The following is a 21,665-nucleotide window of genomic DNA, read 5'->3' as shown; positions in this document are numbered from 1 at the left end:
ACCTCGGTACAATTGAGCTCGGCGCGCACGCACTTTAATCTTGGCGCGTCGAGGCAGGATGCCTATCGATTGAATTACCGGCGCAACGCACGATTGTTCCTCCCGGTCGTCGGCGCCACCTGCCTCGTCACCCCGGTCAGCTTCGGTACCTAGCAGTGTGCGGGCAAGCCTTTAGCGAATGCTCGCTCGATCTGCGTCCCGTTAAATGAGAGGCCAGTGTCTGATGATGCAGTCCGACAGAATCGCACTCTTTATCGATGGCGCCAATCTATACGCGACCGCCAGGACACTCGGTTTCGATATCGATTACCGGCGTCTGCTCAAGGAGTTTCAGGGCCGTGGCGCTTTATTGCGCGCGTTCTACTACACGACCATTGTCGAGGATCAGGAATATACATCGATCCGTCCCCTGATCGATTGGCTCGATTATAACGGCTACACCGTCGTCACCAAGCTGACCAAGGAATTCACTGACGCTGGCGGCCGCCGGAAGGTGAAGGGCAGCATGCATATCGAGCTTGCCGTCAATGCGATGGAACTCGCCGAGCGTATCGACAAGATGTTTCTGTTCTCCGGCGATGGGGATTTCCGCCCGCTGCTGGAGGCGGTGCAGCGCCGCGGCGTGCACGTTACTGTCGTCTCGACCCTGACCAGCCAGCCGCCGATGGTGGCTGACGAACTGCGGCGTCAGGCCGATGCTTTCATCGAGCTTGCGGAATTGAAGGCAGTGCTCGGGCGCGATCCGTCCGAGCGGCCGGGACTACGCGACATCCGCCAGCAATTGCCGTCGTTCGCGACGCGCGGAGCGATCAATGGCGGTGGCATTGCGGAATGATTTCTGATTGACCGTGGAACCGCGCGCTGCGGACTAATCCGAGTTGTTGTTGTGTAGAGTTGGAATGGATCCCACGTGCCCGCTGCACGGCCTGCTTTTTTGTGCACGCGGTCTGTGAAGCAGTTCACCTCCGGCTCGTGAGGCCGGCGGTATGATTGATACGCCCCCGATCCCGGAATTCCACACGTTGGGATCGGCGGCCGCCGGCCTTACCGTGTTCTCGGCCAGGCACCTCCCCCTGGCTGGGCCACCAGCTTGGACGTGAAAGCTGGTCGAACTGATCCGGCGCGCTACCTGCGCGCCGGATTTTTTTTCGGCAATGGCCATGCTCGCCCCGATATAGAGGCTGCCACTCGGATTGATTTCTTGTTGAACGGCGCGCCGCGCCCGCATAGGCTCGCGGCTAGCAACAAGAAAATAACCGGAACGTCCCTTCGCCGATGCAGCTCGCCGAGCGGTCGGCAATGTCCTGCTCTGCGCCGTGCTCGCCTACCAGGCCAGCATGCTCGCCTTCGGCCCGCTCGACCGCCGGCTCGATACCCGCAAATGGATCGCCATTGGCGGCACCTCGGCGATCATTTTGCTGCTCGCGGTTCTGGCGCTGTTCTCCCACCTGCCGTCATCATTGCATGGGCTTCTTCTCCGCCTCCAGTAGCACGGTGATGACGCATGGCCGCGGCATCTTCCCCGACCGCCTGATCGGCCGCGGCATCTCGACCATGAACACATCGGTGATGCTCGGCGTCGCTTGCATGCAGACGCTTTCCGGAATCATAGGCGACGCGTTCGAACCGCTCGCCAGCGGCGCGCGGACGGAAGATGCTTACCGCGAGCTGTTCGGCACGTTGACGCTGGTGCTGATCGTGGCGATTGCGATTTACAGCCGGTCGCAGGACGTGAAGCCGTGCGAGGAAATGAAGGCGGCCAGGCGATAGCGACAGGCGATCTCGCCTTCAGCGGCAAGACAAGTGTAAGCATCGCTGACGTGCCTTGCAGTGCCAAGTAGCTTGCATTGCCAAGTAGAAAGGCATGGCGGGCCTCATGAAATCCGCATAATCTCCGAGCGTGCTCTGTCGGTATTGAATGCTGCTTGGAGCTGAATCATGAGAAACACATTATTCGCGGTTGTCGCCGTAGCGGCGGCAGGACTTTCGCTCGCGCAACCCGCATTGGGACAATCGGACGACAAGCTCGGTACGGTGAACTTCGAAACATCATGCAAACCGGAAGCGCATAGGCTTTTTAACCAGGGGATGCTGTATCAGCACTCGTTCTGGTACCGCGCTTCGCAAAGGGTATTCGAAGATGCGCTGAAGGCCGATCCCGAATGCGCCATTGCCTATTGGGGCATCGCGCTAAGCTTGCTGTGGAATCCGCACACCTCGCCGCCCACGAAGAATCTCGTCGAGGGCGCGGCCATGATTGCCAAGGGCCAGAGCGTCGGCGCCAAGACCCAGCGCGAGCGGGACTATATCGACGCGCTCGCCGTCATGTATGCCGACCACGAGAAGATCGATCACCGCACCCGCATCCAGGCCTACGCGAAGGCCATGGAGCAACTGGCGCAGCGCTATCCCAAGGACGACGAGGCGCAGATCCATTATGCTCTCGCGCTCAATACTTCGGCATCACCTGCAGACAAGACCTACGCCAGCCAGCTCAAGGGAGCGGCAATCCTGGAGCCAATTGCAGAACGCCAGCCACAACATCCCGGCGTCTCGCATTACCTGATCCATCTCTATGATTATCCGCCGATTGCCGAAAAAGGCCTCAATGCGGCGCGGCGCTACGCCAAAATCGCGCCAGCTTCGCCGCATGCCCAGCATATGCCGTCGCACATTTTCACCCGCGTCGGCTATTGGACTGAATCGATCGCATCGAACGCCGAAGCGGCGCGCGTGGCCAAAGAGTCCGGAGATCTCCACGACCAGTTGCACGCCATGGACTACCAGGTCTATGCCTACTTGCAGCTCGGGCAGGACGATAAAGCCAAGGCCGTCATCAATGAAATGACGGCGATCACCGGTTTCACCGAGACCTTCCTGCCCGGGCCTTACGCGCTGGCCATCTCGCCGGCACGTTACTTGGTAGAACGCGGCGACTGGAAGGCGGCAGCGAACCTTCAGGTCCGTCCGAGCCCGCTGGCTCAGGTGCAGGCAATTACGTATTGCGCCCGTGCGCTCGGGGCGGCCCGCTCAGGCAATCCTGAGGCCGCCAAGGCCGACATCGACAAGCTCGTCGAGTTGCGCGACAAGTTGCGTGCGGCAAAGGACGCCTATTGGTCGGAGCAGGTGGACATCGAGCGGCAGGTCGCTGCCGCCTGGGTTCTACATGCCGAAGGCAAGCAGGACGAGGCGCTGGCCGCGATGAGCGCGGCCGCCGATGCTGAGGACAAGACCGAAAAACATCCAGTTACACCCGGCGTGCCTAAGCCGGCGCGCGAGCTATACGGCTCCATGCTGCTGGAGCGCGGCATGGCCAAGGAAGCGCTCGCAGCCTTCGAGGCGACGCTAAGGAAGGAGCCCAATCGGCTCGGGGCCTATGCGGGTGCGGCCATGGCTGCCGAAAAATCTGGCGACCTCACCAAGGCAAGGGAGTACTACAGCAAGGTCGTCGCGATCGCCGAGGGTGCCGATAAGGCGCGCACTGAAGTTGCCGAGGCGCAAGCGTTCCTGCAGAGGCGCTGAGGCGGAAGGCAAGCAGGGGTCATGAAAACATATTTTCTCCCAGTCCTGCTGAGTGTTCTCGTGACCCCATCTCCAGCCGGGGCTGCGCAGCCGCTTCAGGTCATCGGGTATTCCGGTTATCTCGGCGAGTGGGAGTTGACCGCAACGGTTGCGGAAACGACTTCCGGCTCGACCCCGGAATACTCCGGCCCTTTGACGATGAAGCACGTTGGCATCTGCACCCAGGATGGTCCGGAAGAGAAGACAGGTGCCCTGCGTTTTAGAATCTCGACTGCGTCGTCGAGATTGAATGCAATAATATCGGTGGCTGGCGTCGAGTGCACCTACGCCGGACAATTGTCAGATTCATATTCCGGTACGATGAATTGCCCTGGTCGACAGGGCGTTCCGCTCAAGCTGTGGGTGAAATAATTCGCTGAAGTTACCCCTGCTGTAATCGAGCAGCAGTGGCCAAGACTTGCGCCATGATTCGCATTGAAGTGCAAAACAACAGCGCGCCGCGCGCGACATCACCAGCACACGAACAGACGAAGACCCTGCATGTGGAAATTGAAAAAAGCAGGGCGCGACCGGCATCACCACGGTCGCGCCCTACGTCGCCGGTCAATGGGGCAGGGGGAATAACCGGCTGCCGAGATGACTCCGAGCCCCCCGGATTCGTTCCATGGTGCCGCAAATATTTTTGAATCTTTTTCGTACACGGTTAAGTGATTGATAAGCGCCGGACCTACGGCTACTCGGTTCGGGTTGTGTCCGTGAGCCACGGGGCGAGGGACACGGAGCCATGTCACAGATTTTCAAAGCAATTTTAGCCGCTCTCGCCGTTACCGGTACGTTAGGCGCCGTTCAGCTTGCTTCCGGTCATGATCTCACCAGTCGGCTGCAACTCACCGCGACCCCGAACGGAACGGACATCAATCGCGCCGCCAAGGCCGACCGCGCGGCGGTCAAAGCCGCGGCGGGCCAGACCGAGACGATTACGATCCGGACCGTCGGCCTCGACGACACCTCCGTGGTGGTACGTGTTCCCGTGGTCCAGGAGGAGGCGCGGAACCGCTCGGCGCCACCGGCCAAGCCAGACACCAAGCCCGGCAAATCACAGACGGCAATCGCCTGCGAACCGCCCGTTAGCGTGTTGACCGAAATTGCAAAACTGCTCCAACCCGGCCGTTGCGTGACCTGATCCGCGGAGTGAGGCGTCGTAGCGAGATCAGAAGGGTGGGTAAAGGCGTGTAGCGCCGTGCCTACCATCTATCATCGAGCACGCTTCCTCATGGTGGGCACGCTTTCTTTGCCCCCCACAAACCGCAAACTGATTTGCCGCGCGCACAAGCGAAAATTCAATGCGCGGCTGCGACCAATTGGCACGACGGGCAAATCACCAAAAGTCTGTCCAGACCCTTCACAAAAAATATTCCTCTTCCGTTGTCGGACAAATCAATGGTTTGACTCCGCCCGTCGCACCCGTTGGAGGGGCGCTTCGCGATCGTCACGAACGTGCGGTGAGATGCGATGGACGCGAATGGCGCGCAGGACGGTGGCGCCTGACGCGTACGGCGAAGTCGTGTGGTCCTGGCGCCGCGGTGCTGGCGCTAAGTTTCACGGGTTATCTCGTGGAGCGACGGTGGCAAGAAAGCCGTTCACCGGGGAGACTCGAAGTAAGCCGTAAAGCCATTGCGCAGGGAAGGCCGGGATGTGCTCCCGCTGTACCTGTATGCTCGTGTGCGCGCTTTTTGTTCGCAATTGCACACGAGACCGCGGGTGCAGCCAGCACCCGGTCTTCCCTGCGCCCTCTGATGAGAGGGCGGAAAGAGAAGAGCAACCCTCGGGCGCCATGCGCCGCGAGATCGCGAGCTCATATCTTGTTTTGAATCATACGCGCACTGTCGCCGCGCGGACGGTGAGCTCCCTCCCCCCTTGCGGGGGAGGGTCGGGGAGAGGGGTCGAGCACTGCCGATGCCGCCACCCCTCTCCCTAGCCCTCCCCCGCAAGGGGGGAGGGAACGCAGCGAGTATGCCGCATCCCTGCTGGCTCAAGGTGACGACCTCGAAATCCGATCCGGTTGCTTCGCTCATGTGGCCACGGAAGACCCGGCGTCGCGCCTACTCCGCCGGCGCCTCGCCGCTGCTTGCGTTGGCGCGGCTGGCCAAAAATCCCAACGCCAGTCCGCCGACCGCAAGAATCGGGATCAGCTTCTTGACGCCGATGGCGCGGATCACCTGGATGCCGGCGGCAACCAGCATCGGATCGGACAGCACGGTCTGCGCGGTGGATTTTGCCGCCTTCGCCGCTTGTTCGGCGCGCGCCTCGATCTGCTTCTTGCGCGCCATGTAGCTGCCGGCCGCGATGAGAGTGATCACGAAGAAGATTGCGGCCCCGGTCAGGCAGGCCTGCACGGGGCCGTACCTCTCCAGCACGAATACGAAGGCCGCCGCGCACAGAAACGCGGTCGTGACCAGCAATGCCATGGCCGCAGCTGCCGCCAGCGAGGTCAGCCGCAACGCGGTGCCGGTCGATTCCTTGAAATCATCGATCAGTCGCTGAAACATGACCACGCCTCGATCTGAAAACCGCGTCAACAAACAACCCGCAGCGCGCCGCCGCCACGGGAATGCAAGAGGCGATGCAAGGCATGGCTCTCCGGCGCGCACTGCTTTGCGCCAAACCTGCCTACGCCAAATCTACCTACGCCACGTCACACCGATCAGAAAGCCGATACCGAGCGCGAGGGCGACGGTCGCCAGCGGACGCTGCGCGATGGCATCTTCCAGCGTCTCCTCGATCGAGGAGGCGGCGTCCTGGGCGGCGTCCATCATCGCGCTGCCGCGCTCGGACATGTCGTCGACCGCCTGTTCCGCATTGGCGCGCGCCTGCCTGTAGCCATGCCGCGCCTGCTTGCCGGCGGTGCCGGCAAACCTGTTCAGCGCGTCGGTGATCTGCTCGGTCAGGGCTGCGATATCGTTTTTCACGGCGGTCACATCCTTTTGCAGGCGTTCGTAGGTAGCTTTGTCCGTCAGATTTTTCATGGCGGCATCAGACATCGAAAGCTCCCGGGCACTGAGTTCATCCGCGGAACAAACGCTTCGTGGAACGGGAAGTTCCCCGGCCTAATCTTCCGGCAGTTGCGGCGAATCGGGCGGCATCAAATGCTCCTTCACGATCAGCGCGACGATCAGGAGCGGCGACGACAGGAACGCGCCCATCGGGCCCCACAGCCAGGTCCAGAACGCCAAGGCCAGGAATACCGCCAGCGCGTTCAGCGCCAGCCGGTGGCCGACGATCGTCGGCGTCAGGAAATGGCCTTCCAGAAAGGTCATCACCGCAAACATCGCGGATGCGAGAAGGCCGGCGCTGATGGTCGGGAATGCGACAAGCCCGACCACGACCAGCACGGCAAACATCGCCACCGGGCCGATGATCGGAATGAAATTCAGGATCGCCGCCAGGGCGCCAAGGCCGGCCGGATTGGGCATGCCGGTCACCGCGCAGATCAGGCCGGTGGCGATACCGACGCCGACATTAATCGTGGTCACCACCAAAAGGTAATTGCCGAGATGCTCCTCGATCTCGTTGAGGATGCGCAATGTCCGCAGCCGCCACTCGCGCTCGCCGAAATTCATGATCAAGGCCCGGCGCAGTTCCCGCCAACTCGCGATGAACAGGATCAGGGTGGCGATGAACAAGAGGAATTCGGCAAAGGTCGGCGACAGGAATTCCAGCGTCGGCTGCACCCATTCCATTTTCGGCAATTGGAACGTGGTCAGCGTGTCCGGGCCGCCGAGCGTGCTCTGCATTTCCTGCCAAAACGCGAGCGGCCGGTCGAACACGTGCAGCTTGTCCTTCAGCCGTGCGCCCAGCTCCGGGAGTTTGCTGCTCCATTCCATCGCGGGCGAAGCGATCAGGCCGACCATGAAGGCCGCCGCGGCACTGACCGCGGCCACGATCACGACGGCTGCGACCGCCCGCGGAATGCGAAAACGCTCCAGGAAGTTAGCGGCGGGCGACAGCATAGTGCCGATGATGAAGGCCATCGTGATCGGCAGAAAGAATGCCTTGGCGAGATAGAGGCCGACAATGATGCAGATGACCAGCAGGCCGACGAGCGAGATCACTACCACTTCAGTGCGGCGGATGACCGGCGGCGACTCTGTCCTGCTATCGGGGACCGGCGTGCCTTCGCGCTCGTGCGCAAGCTGGCGCTCACCGGGCAAAGGTTTTGTCGGCGGGGATTTATCGGCCAATGGCTTGGCAGGCGAAGGTTTGGTGGGCGACGGCTTGGTGGGAGTGACGCTCACAATGGTTTTCCTCGCCCGATCCGGCGATGACACGGCAACAGCGACGTCGCGAAGCGGACTGGGATTATAACGTGGCGCGGAGACGCGGGTTCCATCGCGCAGGCGTGAGCGGTGTCGCGTTTGGTGCGATAGGCCGAGGCGCCGGCGTCGCGGAACCGTCGGCCCGCGGCAGCGTTTGTTGAAGCAGCGCATCCAGCGATGCACACATCCCAAGGGGCAGTCTCATGACACAGTCCTCCGATCGCCGGCTTTCGTCGCGCGTGGCGAGCGCGTTCGCTCTTGTCGCCGCCGTTTTGCTGACACCGTCGGTGCTCTTGAGCGCTGCGAACGCGCAGACGCTCGGCTATGCGTCCACCCAGCCGAATGCTTATCCCGCCGATGAAGTGATCGGAGCCGACGAGGGTGCGACGCCCGAACGGCTTCGCCGCGCGGTCGTCCCCTTCGGCACGACGGAGGCGCCAGGTACCATCATCATCGATACCGGCAACACCACGCTCTATTACGTGCTCGGCCAAGGCCGGGCCATCAGGTATGGCGTCGGCGTTGGCCGCGAAGGCTTTACCTGGGCCGGGGTGCAGACCATCAGCCGCAAGGCGGAATGGCCGGACTGGTATCCTCCCCCGGAGATGATCGCGCGCCAGCCCTATCTGCCGCGCTTCATGGCCGGCGGTCCCGGCAATCCGCTCGGCGCGCGGGCGATGTATCTCGGCACCAGCCAGTACCGCATTCACGGCACCAACGATCCCTCGACGATCGGAAAATTCGTCTCGTCCGGCTGCATCCGCCTGACCAATGAGGACGTCATCGATTTGTTCAACCGGGTCGATGTCGGCACCAAGGTCGTGGTGCTACGGAAGAACGCGCCGGTCATGGCGCGCGGCGCGGATTCCAGGACCGGCATCACGGCTCGTCCGGCCGGCGCGCGTCCGCGCCCGATCGCAGTTGCGCCGTCGGGCCGCCAGGCGATGAATCTGACAGCGCCGCAGCTCAACTGATTGATGCGTTATATTGCGTGAGAGGAGAAGGTTGATGCGATCGGGAAGACTGGCAGCTTGGGGAGCAGCCGCGCTGATGTGCGCTTCCGCGCTGGCGCCTGCGGCGCAGGCGCAGGACTTCTTCTCGCAACTGTTCGGCGGGTTCGCCCGTCCGCGCCATCAACCCTATGTCCAGATGCCGTTCCCCAATGACGACGGCCAGGTGTACGCGCCGCGCGGCGAGCGGCGAGCCCGCTATGGCGGTGGTGGCGACGGCCAGGTCTACTGCGTGCGGACCTGCGATGGCCGTTACTTCCCGGTCAGCGGATCTGACAACGCAAGCAAGGCGGCCTCCTGCAACAAGTTGTGCCCGGCCAGCGAGACCAAATTGTTTTATGGCGGCAGCATCGATGATGCGACCGCCGAAAACGGAAAATCCTATTCCGAGCTGCCAAACGCGTTCCGCTATCGCAACGAGCTCGTCAACGGCTGCACCTGCAACGGCAAAGATCAGGTCGGTCTCGCCCAGGTCAAGATCGAGGACGACCCCACGCTGCGTAAGGGCGACATCGTCGCCGGCGAGAACGGCCTTCTGGTCGCAGGCCGCAGCGGCGACAAGCGCGGCGCCGAACTGAATTTTTCGCCCGCCTCCGGCAAGGTTCGCGCCAAATATGGGCGGGTGCCCGTGGTGGCGCGGGAGTGATGCTGTTTGTCCTCCCTCTCTCGCTTGCGGGAGAGGGTGGGGGTCGGGCGTCGCGCCGCGTAATGGATGTCAGAGTTCGACGAAAGATTTCCCCCACCCGCCGCGCTCTGCGAGGGCGTCGACCAAGACCAAGCTGCGCTCGTCTCGACCTCGCAAGCGGGAGAGGTGACTACTTAGGCCGCGCGGATCTTGCCGAGGAACGCGGTAACCTGATTGCCGAGTTGCTGGCTCTGCGTCTCCAGCGTCTGGGAAGCATGCTTTACATCCTCGGCAGCGGCTGCGGCTGCGTCCGCATCGGCCTTTACGCCGGTGATGTTGTCGGACACGTTCTTGGTGCCATGCGCAGCAAATTGCGTCGAGCGCGTGATCTCCTGCGTCGCGGCGCCCTGTTGCTGCACGGCAGCGGCAATCGCGGTCGCGACCTCGTTGACCTCGCCGATAATGCTGCCGATGCCCTTGATGGCGTCGATGGCCTCGCCGGCAACACGCTGGATGTCGGAGATCTGCTCAGAGATTTCCTCGGTCGCCTTGGCGGTCTGGCTCGCCAGCGATTTAACTTCCGAGGCGACCACCGCGAAGCCGCGGCCGGCCTCGCCGGCGCGGGCGGCTTCGATGGTGGCGTTGAGCGTGAGCAGGTTGGTTTGCGCGGCGATGGTATTGATGAGACCCACGACCTCGCCGATCCGGCCCGCCGATTGGGCGAGGCCCTGGACGGTGCCGTCGGTATTGCGTGCCTGTCCGACGGCGCGGCTTGCAATGCTGGCCGCGTGCGCCGCCTGCTGGCTGATGTCGTTGATCGAGGCGCTGAGCTCTTCAGACGCCGCGGCGACCGTCTCAACGCTCATCGAGGCGTCGCCGGAAGCCTTCTCGGCGATCTGGACGCGCTCATTGGTCTGGCGCGAAATCGTCGATAGGCCCGTCGAGGTGCTCCGCATCTGGCCGGAGGCATCGCCGAGCTGATCGAGCGTCTGGCGCACCACGCTCTCGAACTCGCCGACATAGCTCTCGATCGCCTGCTGCCGCGCCATCGCGCCGGCGTTGCGCTCACGCTCCTGCGCCTCGATCCGGACCTTGTCGACCGCCTGCTGCTTGAACGTCTCCAGTGCGCCGGCCAGCGCACCGATTTCGTCGTGGCGCGCGGCATAACCGGTATCGACGCCAAGATCGCCGGCTGCGACCTTTAGCATGGCGTCGCGCATAGCGTGCAGCGGCTTGATCACGCGACGGGCGACGATCACCTGGGCCCCCAAGGCAAGCGCCAGCGCGCCGAGGAGCAGCATGAGTTGAGTTACCAGGGAGCGCTGGGCGGCGGAGTGCAGGTGCGCGGCGTGATTCTTGGCGGCGTCGAGCGCGGCTTCGGCCACGGCGACTGCCGCGGAGAGGCGTCCGACCGTGACCGGGGTCCACTGGTTGGCGGTCATTTCCGGCTTCGCACCATCCGCAATCTGCGCCAGCAACCGGTCGCGCAGACTGAGATAGGACGGCTCGAAATAGGCGGTCTTGTTCGCCGCCATCGCGCTGGAAATGGCCGCAGGCAACTGCATCCCCGAGGCTGTCAGCTCCAGCGCGCCCCACGCAGCATCGATGCCGCCAGTATACTTTGTGTAGGCGAGCTTCGCCTCCGGCGACACCTTCCCGGCGTTAAGACCGTTCGAAACGATCAGCGAGGCCTCGCCGGCGGTGTTGCGCAACAGCCAGGCGATCTGCTTGATCGCGAGCAACTGGTCGATCGTCGCGTCCCGGTGATTGACGGCGCCAGCAAGCGCTCCCGACAGCTTCTCCAGCGTCTCCAGCACGGCATTCGCGGCGGCCATGTACTCCTTGGCCAGCTCGGGTCGGCGCGCAGCCTTCGGCTTGGCCACGGCATCCCAGAACTCCTTCTGCAGCGCCGTCATCGTCTTGTAGAGGCGGTCGAACTCGGGGACCAGCGTCTGGTGCTGCGCGAACTCCAGGCTGCCGAGCAGGCCGAGCGCATTGCCCATCGCCGGCATCTCGGTGTCGCGGATATTGCGCAGATACTTCTCGATATCGGCGTCCATCGGCGCATCGGCATTCAGCAGCCGGTTGGTCGTGGAGCGGTCGGTGCGCAGATTGTGCATCGCCTTGAACATGTTCGCGGAGGCGTCGGCGATGACAGCAATGCGGCTAGCCGCCTGCAAGCGGCCCCAGGAGTCCCCGGCGTTGAGTGAAAATCCAACCACCACGCAGAAGGAGGTGACGAGGATGAGGGTTTTCAGCAGCGCGGATACGGTCAGACGGTTCAACATGATGCTTCCCCGAGGCGTCATGGCCATTTGGAGGAAAAACCGTAAAAACTTAGCCAGTTGGAACTTGGTAGTACTACGGGGTCGTTGAAATAATTGCGATTTTCGTGGCCCGATCGCAGTTCCCTGCCCGGAACCTGCTGCCTCGATTCACGTTAACGAGGTACTACCAGCGCACTTGCGCCGAAGGGGGCCCGCATGCTTGTCAGTATCCTGATTACGTTCCTGGTCGTTATCCTCGTCCTCTATCTCATCAACCTCCTGCCGCTCGACGGCCGCGCCAAGCAGATCGCCCGCGTCGTGGTGATCATTCTGGGCGTGATCTCGCTGTTGAGATACATCACGGTCTAGCGCGACGGCACAAACGAAAAGCCCCGGCGGATACCGGGGCTTTCGATGTTCGGAAGCGGGAGTATTACTTCAACGTCTTGAACCAGTCGTCCACGTCCTTGTGGATCTGGTCCTTGGCGAAGCCGTAGCGCTGCTGCAGCTTACCTTCGAGTTGGTCGCGGCGACCCTCGATTACGTTGAGATCGTCATCGGTGAGCTTGCCCCATTTTTCCTTCGCGGAGCCCTTGAACTGCTTCCAGTTGCCTTCCACCCTGTTCCAATCCATCGTCATCTCCTCCTGTGTTGAGATGACAATCAACGACAATCCGCGCCGGACGTTCCGGCCGGAACCGCGGCATCATGACATGGCTCAGCCCGTCGCCTTTGCCTCGCGGCGCCGCGCGGTGAGGATATATTCGGTGTAGCCGTTCGGCTGCTCGCGGCCCTTGAAGATCAGATCACAGGCGGCCTGGAAGGCAACGCCGTCGAACGAAGGCGCCATCGGCTTGTAAAGCGGGTCGCCGGCGTTCTGCTTGTCGACCACGACTGCCATGCGCTTCAGCGACTCCATCACCTGATCTTTGGTGACGACGCCATGCGTCAGCCAGTTCGCCAGATGCTGGCTGGAAATGCGCAAGGTGGCACGGTCTTCCATCAAGCCGACGTCGTGGATGTCGGGCACCTTGGAGCAGCCGACGCCCTGGTCGATCCAGCGCACGACATAGCCGAGAATACCCTGGCAGTTGTTGTCGATCTCCTGCTTCACATCGTCGGGCGCCCAGTTCGATTGCGACACCGGAATGGTGAGGATGTCGGAGAGTTTGGCGCGCTGGCCGCCCTTGGCGAGCTCCTGCTGGCGCGCGGTCACGTTGACCTGGTGATAATGCAGCGCGTGCAGCGTGGCGGCGGTCGGCGACGGCACCCACGCCGTGGTCGCGCCGGCCTGCGGATGGCCGAGCTTCTGGCTAAGCATGTCAGCCATCTTGTCGGGCGCGGCCCACATGCCCTTGCCGATCTGGGCATGGCCGGGCAGGCCATCGATCAGGCCCATGTCGACGTTCCAGTCCTCATAGGCCTTGATCCAGGGCTGTGCCTTCATGTCGTTCTTGCGGATCATCGGGCCCGCTTCCATCGAGGTGTGAATCTCGTCGCCGGTGCGGTCGAGGAAGCCGGTGTTGATGAAGCAGATCCGCTTGGATGCATTCTGGATGCAGGCCTTGAGGTTGACCGTGGTGCGGCGCTCCTCGTCCATGATGCCGACCTTCATGGTGTTCTCAGGCATTCCGAGCAGCTTTTCCACTTCGCCGAACAATTCACAGGTCAGCGCGACTTCATCGGGGCCGTGCATCTTCGGCTTAACGATATAGACCGAGCCGGTGCGGCTATTCTTGACCTTAGAATTGCCCTTGAGGTCATGGATCGCGAGCAGGCCGGCGACCGCCGCATCGAGCAGGCCTTCCGGAATCTCCTCGCCGTTTTCGTCGAGCACGGCGTCGGTGAACATGTGATGGCCGACATTGCGCATCAACAGCAAGCTGCGGCCGTGCAGCGTCAGATCCTTGCCGTCCGGCGTCTTGTAAACACGGTCGGGGTTGAGCGAACGCTTCACCGTCTTGCCGCCCTTTTCGAAATCGGCAGAGAGCGTGCCGTTCATCAGGCCGAGCGTATTGCGATAGATCAGCACCTTGTCCTCGGCATCGACGGCGGCAACCGAGTCTTCCATGTCGAGAATGGTCGAGACCGCCGATTCCAGGATCATGTCGGCGACGCCGGCAGGATCGTCCTTGCCGATGACGTGGCCGCGATCGATCTTGACCTCGATATGCATGCCGTTGTTGACAAGCAGGACCGCGGAAGGCTGCGCGGCATCGCCCTGGTAGCCGGCGAACTGCGCCGCAGACTTCAGCGCGGTGGCGTTGCCGCTCTTCAGCTTCACCGCGAGCTGTCCCGCGATCACGCTGTACGATGTCACATCGGTGTGGCTACCGGTCGCGAGCGGCACGGCGGCGTCGAGGAAGGTCTTGGCCTTGGCGATCACCTTGTCGCCGCGCGCCTTGTTGTAGCCCTTACCGCTTTCGCTCGCATCATGCGGAATCGCATCGGTGCCGTAGAAGGCGTCATAGAGTGAGCCCCAGCGCGCATTCGCGGCGTTCAGCGCGTAGCGGGCATTGGTCAGGGGGACCACGAGCTGCGGTCCGCAGATCTTGCCGATCTCCTCATCGACGTTTGATGTCTCGACCTGCTTCGTGGCCGGCTCGGGCAGGAGATAGCCGATCTCCTTCAGGAACGCCGTATAGGCGGCCATGTCGAACGCCTTACCCTTATGTGCGCGATGCCAACCGTCGATCTTCGCCTGAAGCGCGTCGCGGAAGGCGAGCAGCTCGCGATTTTTCGGCCCCAGCTTTTTGATAATGGCCGCGAGACCGGCCCAGAATGCATCGGGTGAAATCCCCGTATTCGGGGTCGCCTCCTTGGCGATGAATTCGAACAGGACAGGGGCGATCTTCAATCCGTTGATATCGACACGATTCATGGCGGGCTTTCTGAGGTAAAAACTGGCGTTTAAAGGCTGGTTTTCAGGCGAAAACAGCAAAAAACGCGCCAAAGGAGCGGCGTTGGCCGCCCTTTTAGCCCTAAAGCCGGGTCGATGAGAAGGCCCCAAAAAGCCTAGATGTTGGCCGCCAGGTCGACCAGTTCGTCGAACAAAATGCCAGTCTCAGCCAGCATTCGCTCGATCTCGTCGGTCGCATCCGAAACTGTGCGCGCAGAGGTGTCGATGCGCAGCTCCGCTTGAGCCGGCGGCTGGTAGTCGTTGCCGATGCCGGTGAAGGCCTGCAATGTGCCGGCGCGCGCCTTCGCATAGTGGCCCTTGGGATCGCGGGTCTCGCAGACTTCCGCCGGCGTCGCGACGTAGATCTCGCGGAACGAATTATCCGCAATGCGGCGAGCGGCGGCGCGATCGTCCGCCGATGGCGAGACCGCGGCGACGACAGCGATGTGTCCGTTGCGCGCCAGATGGGTCGCAACTTCCGCCAACCGCCGGATATTTTCGGTGCGGTCCTGCGCCGAGAAGCCGAGATCGCCGTTGAGGCCAGCGCGCAGTGTGTCGCCGTCGAGCAGGATCGGCGAACCGCCACGCGAAAACAGCCGCCGCTCTAGCGCACGCGCGAGCGTCGATTTCCCGGAGCCAGGCAAGCCAGTCAGCCAGATCACCGCGCCGTTGTGACGGTAGCGCGCCGAGCGCTCTTCGGGACGTAGTGCGGATTCCACCGGCACGATGTCGATCGGAACGGCGCGCTGCCCGGCGTCGACCGACAGCACGAGGCCTCCGCCGGCGATGCGGCCATTGACCTCGATCACCAGCCGACCGGTGCGCGAATTTTCCTGATAGGGATCGGCCGCGATCGGCTGCGCCAGCGAGATATCGATTTCGCCGACATGGTTGCGCGCGATCGCCCTGGTCTCCTCGTTGGAGAGTTCACCGGGATCGACTGCCTTCTCGATCGCGACGACGCTCGCGCGGGTTTCCCGCGTGCCGAGGCGGATCAGGATCTGGTCGCCCTTCGATAGCGGCTTGTCGTGCAGCCAGAAGATCCGCGCGCGAATTCGCCGCGTGTCGCGCGGTGTTGCGCCGGCATGAGCGATGACGTCGCCGCGCTCGATGAACAATTCGCGATCGAGCGTAATGCCGACCGAACGGCCGGCGCCGTGGCTGCCCTTGAGCGGCGTCACCGGCCAGCTCTCCACCGTCTTGATCTTCGCGATCTTGCCCGCGGGCATGATTACGATTTCATCGCCGGCACTCAGATGTCCGGACTCGATGCGCCCTGCGACGATGCGGCGGTCGTCGAACTTGTAGATCGCCTGCACCGGCAGCCGCAGCGCCAGTTGCTCCAGCGGCCGCGCTGGCTCGAGCGCGTCGAGCGCCTCGACCACGGTCGGTCCCTGGTACCAGCCGATCCTGGCCGTGTGTTCGGCGACACCGTCACCGTCGCGCGCGGAAATCGGAATCACTGCGGATGGCGTGACACCGAGGCCGGTCAGATGCGCCGAAATCTCGTCGCTGATCTCCTTGAAGCGATCTGCGCTGAAGTCGACGCGGTCCATCTTGTTGACGACGATCGCGACCTGCTTGATGCCCAACAGATGCAGCAGATAGCCATGACGCCTGGTCTGGTCGCGCACGCCTTCCAGTGCGTCGATGATCAGCACCGCGCCGTCCGCCTGCGAGGCGCCGGTGATCATGTTGCGCAGGAATTCGGCGTGGCCGGGCGCGTCGATCAGCACGACGTCGCGCGAGCGGGTGCGAAAGCGGATTTGCGTGGTGTCGATGGTGATGCCCTGGTCGCGCTCGGTCTGCAGCGCATCGAGCAGGAACGACCATTCGAACGGCATGCCGCGCCGCGCGCTGACGGCTTTCAGCATTTCCAGCTTGCCCTCCGGCAGACTGCCGGTCTCGTGTAGCAGGCGGCCGACCAGCGTGGATTTGCCGTGATCGACGTGACCGACGATGACGATGCGGACTTGCGGGCGGGTGGTGCCGTTCGGTGTTGCCGAAACGCTGGCAGGCAGGATCATGTTCATCGCAACGCTCACAGCAAATGTCCGTTAGAGATAGCCGGCGACGCGCAGCCGCTCGAACGCATCTTCGGTTTCATGATCAAGCGCACGGCCGGCGCGCTCCGGCACCTTGGTGCCGTCGAGTTCGGCGAGGATCTCGTCGATGTTGGAGGCGGTCGACTCCACCGGATTGGTGATGTCCTGATCGCCGAGCGAGCGATAGCGCTTGCCGTTCTTCGAGAGATAGAGCGGGATGATCGGAATGTTTTCGCGCTTGGTGTAGGCCCAGATGTCGGCCTCGGTCCAATGCAGGATCGGGTGGACGCGTAAGTGTGCGCCTTGCGGCACTGATGCGTTGAACTGATCCCAGAACTCCGGCGGCTGATCGCGCACGTCCCAGCCGCCTTCGAGCCCGCGAGGCGAGAACACGCGCTCCTTGGCGCGCGTTGCTTCTTCATCGCGGCGGATGCCGGCGATCAAGCCGTCGAAACCATATTTGGTCAGCGCCCACTTCAGTCCTTCGGTCTTGCGGGCGGCGGAGCGTGCGGCCGGCGGTAGCGTTGGATCGACCGCATCGATCGGCGGGCACGGCTCGACCTTGAGATCGAGATCCCACTCTTTTCCGAAGCGATCGCGGAAGGCATACATCTCGGCAAATTTCTTGCCGGTGTCGACGTGCAGCGCTGGAAATGGCACGCGGCCGAAGAAGGCCTTGCGCGCCAGCCAGATCATCACGTTGGAATCCTTCCCGAGCGACCACAGCAGCGCAAGTTTCTTCAACCGTGCGAACGCCTCGCGCAGAATGTAGATGCTTTGAGCCTCGAGTTCGTCGAGATGATCCATCGAGGGCGGCGGCAGCCGTCCGTCGGGAAAAATTTGTGGGACGGCAGAGCCATTTTTGATGTCGGCGCCACGCAGCCGGTCTTTGGCGGAGTCGGGGTTGAGAAGATGCATCTCTGGGCCTTGGCCTGTGTGGGCGAAAATTCTATAGTTGCGATGCAATAGAGAAGAAATAATTTTCTCTTTGCGGGCGCTGAACGAGACATATATAGAAAATAATTCCAGTCAACCCCGAAGTGGGGGAAGCGAGTTTCGCATGCTATTCCTGCCCGTGTTTCTCGATCTGCAAAGCGGCGTGGTGCTGCTCGTCGGAGCCGGCGATCTCGTGCGTGCGAAGTTGCGCCTCTTGGCATCGGCCGGCGCAAACATTCGCTGGTATGCGACCGACGGCAGCCATGACGTTTCGGGACTCGATGCGGCTGATGCCGCGCTAATCGAGCGCGCCACTGACGATCCGCTCACGGCCGATCTTTCAGGCGTCATTGCGATTCTGTGCGCCGGCGCCGGTGATATCGGCGTTGCGATGTCAGCGCGCGCGAAGGCGGTCGGGCTGCCCGTCAACGTGATGGACGACCTCGCGCATTCCACATTCATCTTTCCCGCGATCGTCGATCGTGGCGATGTCGTCGTTGCCGTCGGAACCGGCGGCGCGTCGCCGGTGGTCGCGCGTCGCGTGCGCGAGCGCATCGAAGCGGTGCTGCCGGCACGCATCGGCGATCTGGCCGCCTTCATCGGCAGCTTTCGCAAATCCATGCATGCGCGCATTCCCGAATTCTCACTGCGCCGCCGCTTCTGGGAGCGCGTGATCGACGGCCCGATCGGCGCGCTGGTTCTGGCCGGGCGCAAGGCCGAGGCTGAAACCGCGCTGAACGAAATCGCCGATCCCTCTGCCTTCGCTGGCGCGAGCAAAGACGGCAAGGCGGAGGGCAGGGTGACGCTGGTTGGCGCTGGCCCGGGCGATCCGGATCTGCTCACCATCAAGGCGTTGCGCGCGCTGCAGGACGCCGACGTGGTTTTCTACGACGAACTGGTCTCGCCGGAAATTCTCGATCGCGTGCGCCGCGACGCTTCGCGCGTTCCGGTTGGCCGCCGGGTCGGCAAGCCCGGCATGGGCCAGGACGCAATCAACAAGCTGCTGATCGAGGCTGCCAGGGCTGGACAGCGCGCGGTGCGGCTGAAGGGCGGCGATCCCTTCATCTTCGGCCGCGGCGGCGAGGAAATCGAAGTGCTGCGCGCGGCGGGCGTTGCCTATTCGGTGGTGCCCGGCATCACCGCAGGGCTCGGCGCCGCCGCGCAATTCGAGGCGCCGCTGACCTATCGGCATGAAGCGCTGCGCATCACCTTCTTGACCGCGCACAAGGCAAAGGACGCCGAGACCGTCGACTGGTCGGTGCTCACAGACAAGAAGATGACCATCGTGGTCTATATGGGCATGACCGCCGCGCCGTCGGTGCGCGCAGGCCTGTTGGCCGCGGGCCGGTTGCCGCAAACGCCCGTCGGCGTGTTCGCGCGGGTGACGCGGCCGGACGCGCAGGCCGTGGTCGGGACGCTTGAAAACCTCCCAGCGCTGGTCGAAAAAATCGATGGCGGTCCCGCCATCCTGATCATCGGCGACGTCGTCGCGCATTCCGCGCCGTGGCGCCAGTCCAACCTCAATCAAGTCCTCTCAAAACTATTGGATGCTGCCGAATGACCTCTCCGCTCGAACAGAAGAAAATCAGAATCATGGGGCCGTCGGTGGTGACCGCCAACCGCACCTGGGATGGCGCAGTAGTCTACCGAACCTCGGAACAGGGTTGGTCGACCGTCCTGTCCGATGCCGCGATCGTGAGCACTTCGGATGACGCGCGTGCGTTGCTCGCTGAAAGCGTGGCCGATGACGTCGGCGCGGTCGGTGCCTATATCGCGCCGGTCGAAATCAAGGAGGGCGGGGTGATCAAGCCCGGCAATCTGCGCGAACACATCCGGTCGAAGGGCCTCACCATCGACCTTCTTCCGGCCTGAGGCTGATCCATTATGTATGCATATGACGAACTCGATCGCACGCTGATCAATGAACGCGTGTCTGAATTCCGCGATCAGGTGAAGCGCCGCCTCTCGGGCGAACTCACCGAGGACGAATTCAAGATGTTGCGGCTGCAGAACGGCGTCTATTTGCAATTGCACGCCTACATGTTCCGCGTTGCCATTCCCTATGGCACGCTGTCGTCGAAGCAGTTGCGGCGGCTCGCCCATGTCGCCCGCCGCTACGACCGCGGCTATGGCCATTTCACCACGCGGCAGAACATCCAGTTCAACTGGATCAAGCTGGCCGAGTTGCCCGATGCGTTGTCCGATCTCGCCGAAGTCGGCATCCATGCGATGCAGACCTCCGGCAATAACATGCGCAACGTCACTTCGGACCAGTGGGCCGGCGTCGCGCCGGGCGAGGTCGAGGATCCCCGCATCTGGTCGGAGATACTGCGCCAGCACACCACGCTGCATCCGGAATTCTCGTTCCTGCCGCGCAAATTCAAGATTGCGATTACCGCATCCGAGCACGACCGCGCCGCGATCAAGATCCACGATATCGGCCTGCGCCTGCACAAGAACGCCGATGGCGAGACCGGTTTCGAGGTGCTGGTCGGCGGCGGCCTCGGCCGCACGCCATTCATCGCCAAGACCATCAAGCCGTTTGTCCACGGTCGCGATATTCTCAGCTATGTCGAGGCGATCCTGCGCGTCTACAACCAGTATGGCCGCCGCGACAATATCTACAAGGCGCGCATCAAGATCCTGGTGCATGAGCTCGGCATCGAGAAGTTCGCGCGTGAGGTCGACGAGGAATGGAGGCAGATGAGCGACAGCGCCCTGACGCTCGACCATTCCGTCATCGACGAGGTGCGTTCGCGCTTTTCCTATCCGGCCTACGAGAAGCTGCCGCACATGCCGGACGAGTTGAAGCAGGCCGCCCATGATCCGCTATTCGAGCGCTGGCGCAAGAACTCGGTGGCCCCGCACAAGGTGCAGGGATATTCGATCGTGACGCTGTCGCTGAAGCCGGTGGGCGGTCCGCCCGGAGATGCCACCGCCGACCAGATGGACGCGGTCGCCGATCTCGCCGACAAATATTCATTCGGTGAAATCCGCGTCGGCCACGAGCAGAACCTGGCGTTGCCGCATGTCGCCAAGCGCGACCTGCCGCAGTTGTGGAAGGCGCTCGACCGTCTCGGGCTCGCCACGCCGAACGTCAATCTGGTGACCGATATCATCGCCTGCCCCGGGCTCGACTATTGCTCGCTCGCCAATGCACGCTCGATTCCGATCGCGCAGGAACTGACGCGGCGGTTCGCCAACCATGACACCGCCGATATGATCGGCCGGCTGCACATCAACATCTCCGGATGCATCAACGCCTGCGGCCATCACCATGTCGGCCATATCGGCATTCTCGGCGTCGAGAAGAACGGCGAGGAATTTTACCAGATCACGATCGGCGGCCGCGCCGACGAGAACGCGCAGATGGGCGTGCTGATCGGCCCGGCCGTTCCCTATGCGGAAGTTGCCGACGTGATCGAAGACATTGTCGAAGCCTATCTCGCGCTGCGCGACCGTCCCGAGGAACTGTTCGTCGATACGGTGAAGCGTCTGGGCGTCGAGCCTTTCAAGGAGCGGGTCTATGCCACTCGTTAAAAACGGAAGAATCACCACCGACCTGTTCGTCCATGTCGCCGACGGCGCCGAATTGCCGGGCGACGGAGCGGTCCTCGTTCCGGCAGCGCGGTTCCTTGAAGATCCGGAAGCCATTCTCAAGCGCGCCGGCAAGGCCGGCGTGATATGGCCGAACAATCGCGCGGTCGATGATCTCGTGCCCTATCTCGATCGCCTGGCCGCCATCGCGCTGGTGTTCCCGACGTTCCGCGACGGCCGTGCCTATAGCCAGGCGCGCCTGTTGCGTGAGCGGCATGGCTATGACGGCGAGCTGCGCGCCACCGGCCAGGTGCTGCGCGACCAGTTCGTGTTCATGTCGCGCGCCGGCTTCGACGCGTTCGAGGTAAAGAAGAATGCCGACGCCGATGCCTTCGCCGAAACCATGAAGCGCTATTCGGTGTTCTACCAGCCGACCGGCGACGGCCGCGTGACCGCGCTCAATCGGCGGATGCAGTTGCGTCATTCAGAGAGTGCCGGCCAGTGAGCA

Annotated in this window: 21 protein-coding genes; 13 read left to right on the top strand and 8 right to left on the bottom strand. The window is 62.8% G+C overall.

The window, feature by feature from the left end:
• Positions 1 to 223: 223 nt before the first annotated feature.
• The 6 genes from HCN58_RS19220 (at position 224) to HCN58_RS19195 (ending at position 4,705) form a co-directional block, all read left to right on the top strand.
• Positions 224 to 835, top strand: a complete 612-nt coding sequence (locus HCN58_RS19220) for a LabA-like NYN domain-containing protein (RefSeq protein WP_235983739.1) — start codon at positions 224 to 226, stop codon at positions 833 to 835.
• A gap of 502 nt (positions 836 to 1,337) precedes the next feature.
• A complete protein-coding gene (locus HCN58_RS19215) occupies positions 1,338 to 1,490 on the top strand; it encodes a hypothetical protein (RefSeq protein WP_171580949.1) in 153 nt (50 codons plus the stop codon).
• Positions 1,491 to 1,497: 7 nt separating this feature from the next.
• A complete protein-coding gene (locus HCN58_RS19210; RefSeq protein WP_210266069.1) occupies positions 1,498 to 1,770 on the top strand; it encodes a hypothetical protein in 273 nt (90 codons plus the stop codon).
• Positions 1,771 to 1,938: 168 nt separating this feature from the next.
• The gene (locus tag HCN58_RS19205; protein ID WP_171580947.1) at positions 1,939 to 3,522 is read left to right on the top strand and encodes a tetratricopeptide repeat protein; all 1,584 of its coding nucleotides are present in this window, start codon (positions 1,939 to 1,941) and stop codon (positions 3,520 to 3,522) included.
• 21 nt (positions 3,523 to 3,543) lie between these two features.
• A complete protein-coding gene (locus tag HCN58_RS19200) occupies positions 3,544 to 3,933 on the top strand; it encodes a hypothetical protein (RefSeq protein WP_171580946.1) in 390 nt (129 codons plus the stop codon).
• Positions 3,934 to 4,306: 373 nt separating this feature from the next.
• Entirely contained in the window at positions 4,307 to 4,705 is a 399-nt protein-coding gene (locus tag HCN58_RS19195; protein ID WP_171580945.1) for a hypothetical protein, read from the top strand.
• Positions 4,706 to 5,624: 919 nt separating this feature from the next.
• Here the strand turns inward: HCN58_RS19195 and HCN58_RS19190 are convergent.
• The 3 genes from HCN58_RS19190 to HCN58_RS19180 all read right to left on the bottom strand — a co-directional run bounded on the left by HCN58_RS19190 (position 5,625) and on the right by HCN58_RS19180 (position 7,733).
• Positions 5,625 to 6,071 (bottom strand): hypothetical protein, encoded by a 447-nt coding sequence (locus tag HCN58_RS19190; RefSeq protein WP_171580944.1) that lies wholly within the window; start codon positions 6,069 to 6,071, stop codon positions 5,625 to 5,627.
• Positions 6,072 to 6,203: 132 nt separating this feature from the next.
• Positions 6,204 to 6,563 (bottom strand): ElaB/YgaM/YqjD family protein, encoded by a 360-nt coding sequence (locus tag HCN58_RS19185; RefSeq protein WP_171580943.1) that lies wholly within the window; start codon positions 6,561 to 6,563, stop codon positions 6,204 to 6,206.
• A gap of 66 nt (positions 6,564 to 6,629) precedes the next feature.
• Positions 6,630 to 7,733 (bottom strand): AI-2E family transporter, encoded by a 1,104-nt coding sequence (locus HCN58_RS19180; protein ID WP_235983753.1) that lies wholly within the window; start codon positions 7,731 to 7,733, stop codon positions 6,630 to 6,632.
• Between the two features lie 308 nt (positions 7,734 to 8,041).
• Here HCN58_RS19180 and HCN58_RS19175 point away from each other — a divergent pair, with 308 nt between their 5' ends.
• Together HCN58_RS19175 and HCN58_RS19170 are read left to right on the top strand one after the other, a co-directional pair.
• Positions 8,042 to 8,812 carry a L,D-transpeptidase gene (locus HCN58_RS19175; RefSeq protein ID WP_171580941.1) on the top strand — a complete coding sequence of 257 codons (771 nt, stop codon included), beginning with the start codon at positions 8,042 to 8,044 and terminating at the stop codon, positions 8,810 to 8,812.
• A gap of 34 nt (positions 8,813 to 8,846) precedes the next feature.
• Positions 8,847 to 9,494, top strand: a complete 648-nt coding sequence (locus HCN58_RS19170) for a DUF2865 domain-containing protein (RefSeq protein ID WP_171580940.1) — start codon at positions 8,847 to 8,849, stop codon at positions 9,492 to 9,494.
• Positions 9,495 to 9,667: 173 nt separating this feature from the next.
• On the opposite strand, the gene HCN58_RS19165 is transcribed toward HCN58_RS19170, so the two are convergent.
• Positions 9,668 to 11,761: a methyl-accepting chemotaxis protein gene (locus HCN58_RS19165; protein WP_171580939.1), complete on the bottom strand. Its 2,094-nt coding sequence runs from the start codon at positions 11,759 to 11,761 to the stop codon at positions 9,668 to 9,670.
• Between the two features lie 195 nt (positions 11,762 to 11,956).
• Between HCN58_RS19165 and HCN58_RS19160 the strand changes: the two genes are divergently transcribed.
• Positions 11,957 to 12,109, top strand: coding sequence for a Thivi_2564 family membrane protein (locus tag HCN58_RS19160; RefSeq protein WP_156438825.1), 153 nt, complete (start codon positions 11,957 to 11,959; stop codon positions 12,107 to 12,109).
• 64 nt (positions 12,110 to 12,173) lie between these two features.
• Here the strand turns inward: HCN58_RS19160 and HCN58_RS19155 are convergent, their stop codons facing one another.
• The 4 genes from HCN58_RS19155 to cysD all read right to left on the bottom strand — a co-directional run bounded on the left by HCN58_RS19155 (position 12,174) and on the right by cysD (position 17,491).
• Positions 12,174 to 12,374 carry a CsbD family protein gene (locus HCN58_RS19155; protein WP_171580938.1) on the bottom strand — a complete coding sequence of 67 codons (201 nt, stop codon included), beginning with the start codon at positions 12,372 to 12,374 and terminating at the stop codon, positions 12,174 to 12,176.
• Between the two features lie 84 nt (positions 12,375 to 12,458).
• Positions 12,459 to 14,621 (bottom strand): malate synthase G, encoded by a 2,163-nt coding sequence (locus tag HCN58_RS19150; RefSeq protein WP_171580937.1) that lies wholly within the window; start codon positions 14,619 to 14,621, stop codon positions 12,459 to 12,461.
• A 134-nt stretch (positions 14,622 to 14,755) separates the two neighbouring features.
• Positions 14,756 to 16,672, bottom strand: a complete 1,917-nt coding sequence (gene cysC / locus HCN58_RS19145) for an adenylyl-sulfate kinase (RefSeq protein ID WP_171580936.1) — start codon at positions 16,670 to 16,672, stop codon at positions 14,756 to 14,758.
• Between the two features lie 24 nt (positions 16,673 to 16,696).
• Entirely contained in the window at positions 16,697 to 17,491 is a 795-nt protein-coding gene (gene cysD / locus HCN58_RS19140; RefSeq protein ID WP_171581199.1) for a sulfate adenylyltransferase subunit CysD, read from the bottom strand.
• A gap of 253 nt (positions 17,492 to 17,744) precedes the next feature.
• Here cysD and cysG point away from each other — a divergent pair, with 253 nt between their 5' ends.
• Genes cysG through HCN58_RS19120 form a run of 4 tightly spaced genes read left to right on the top strand, consistent with a single transcriptional unit; the run spans position 17,745 to position 21,662 of the window.
• Positions 17,745 to 19,181: a siroheme synthase CysG gene (gene cysG, locus HCN58_RS19135; protein ID WP_171580935.1), complete on the top strand. Its 1,437-nt coding sequence runs from the start codon at positions 17,745 to 17,747 to the stop codon at positions 19,179 to 19,181.
• A complete protein-coding gene (locus HCN58_RS19130) occupies positions 19,178 to 19,492 on the top strand; it encodes a DUF2849 domain-containing protein (protein WP_171580934.1) in 315 nt (104 codons plus the stop codon). The genes cysG and HCN58_RS19130 overlap by 4 nt, the downstream gene beginning before the upstream one ends.
• 12 nt (positions 19,493 to 19,504) lie before the next feature.
• The gene (locus tag HCN58_RS19125; RefSeq protein ID WP_171580932.1) at positions 19,505 to 21,160 is read left to right on the top strand and encodes a nitrite/sulfite reductase; all 1,656 of its coding nucleotides are present in this window, start codon (positions 19,505 to 19,507) and stop codon (positions 21,158 to 21,160) included.
• A complete protein-coding gene (locus HCN58_RS19120) occupies positions 21,147 to 21,662 on the top strand; it encodes a DUF934 domain-containing protein (RefSeq protein WP_171580930.1) in 516 nt (171 codons plus the stop codon). The genes HCN58_RS19125 and HCN58_RS19120 overlap by 14 nt, the downstream gene beginning before the upstream one ends.
• The last annotated feature ends 3 nt before the right edge of the window (positions 21,663 to 21,665 follow it).

This window comes from Bradyrhizobium australiense, from assembly GCF_013114825.1.
Taxonomy (GTDB): domain Bacteria; phylum Pseudomonadota; class Alphaproteobacteria; order Rhizobiales; family Xanthobacteraceae; genus Bradyrhizobium; species Bradyrhizobium australiense.
Note: the sequence above shows the minus strand (reverse complement) of the source record. Positions and strands in the feature narration are given on the sequence as shown.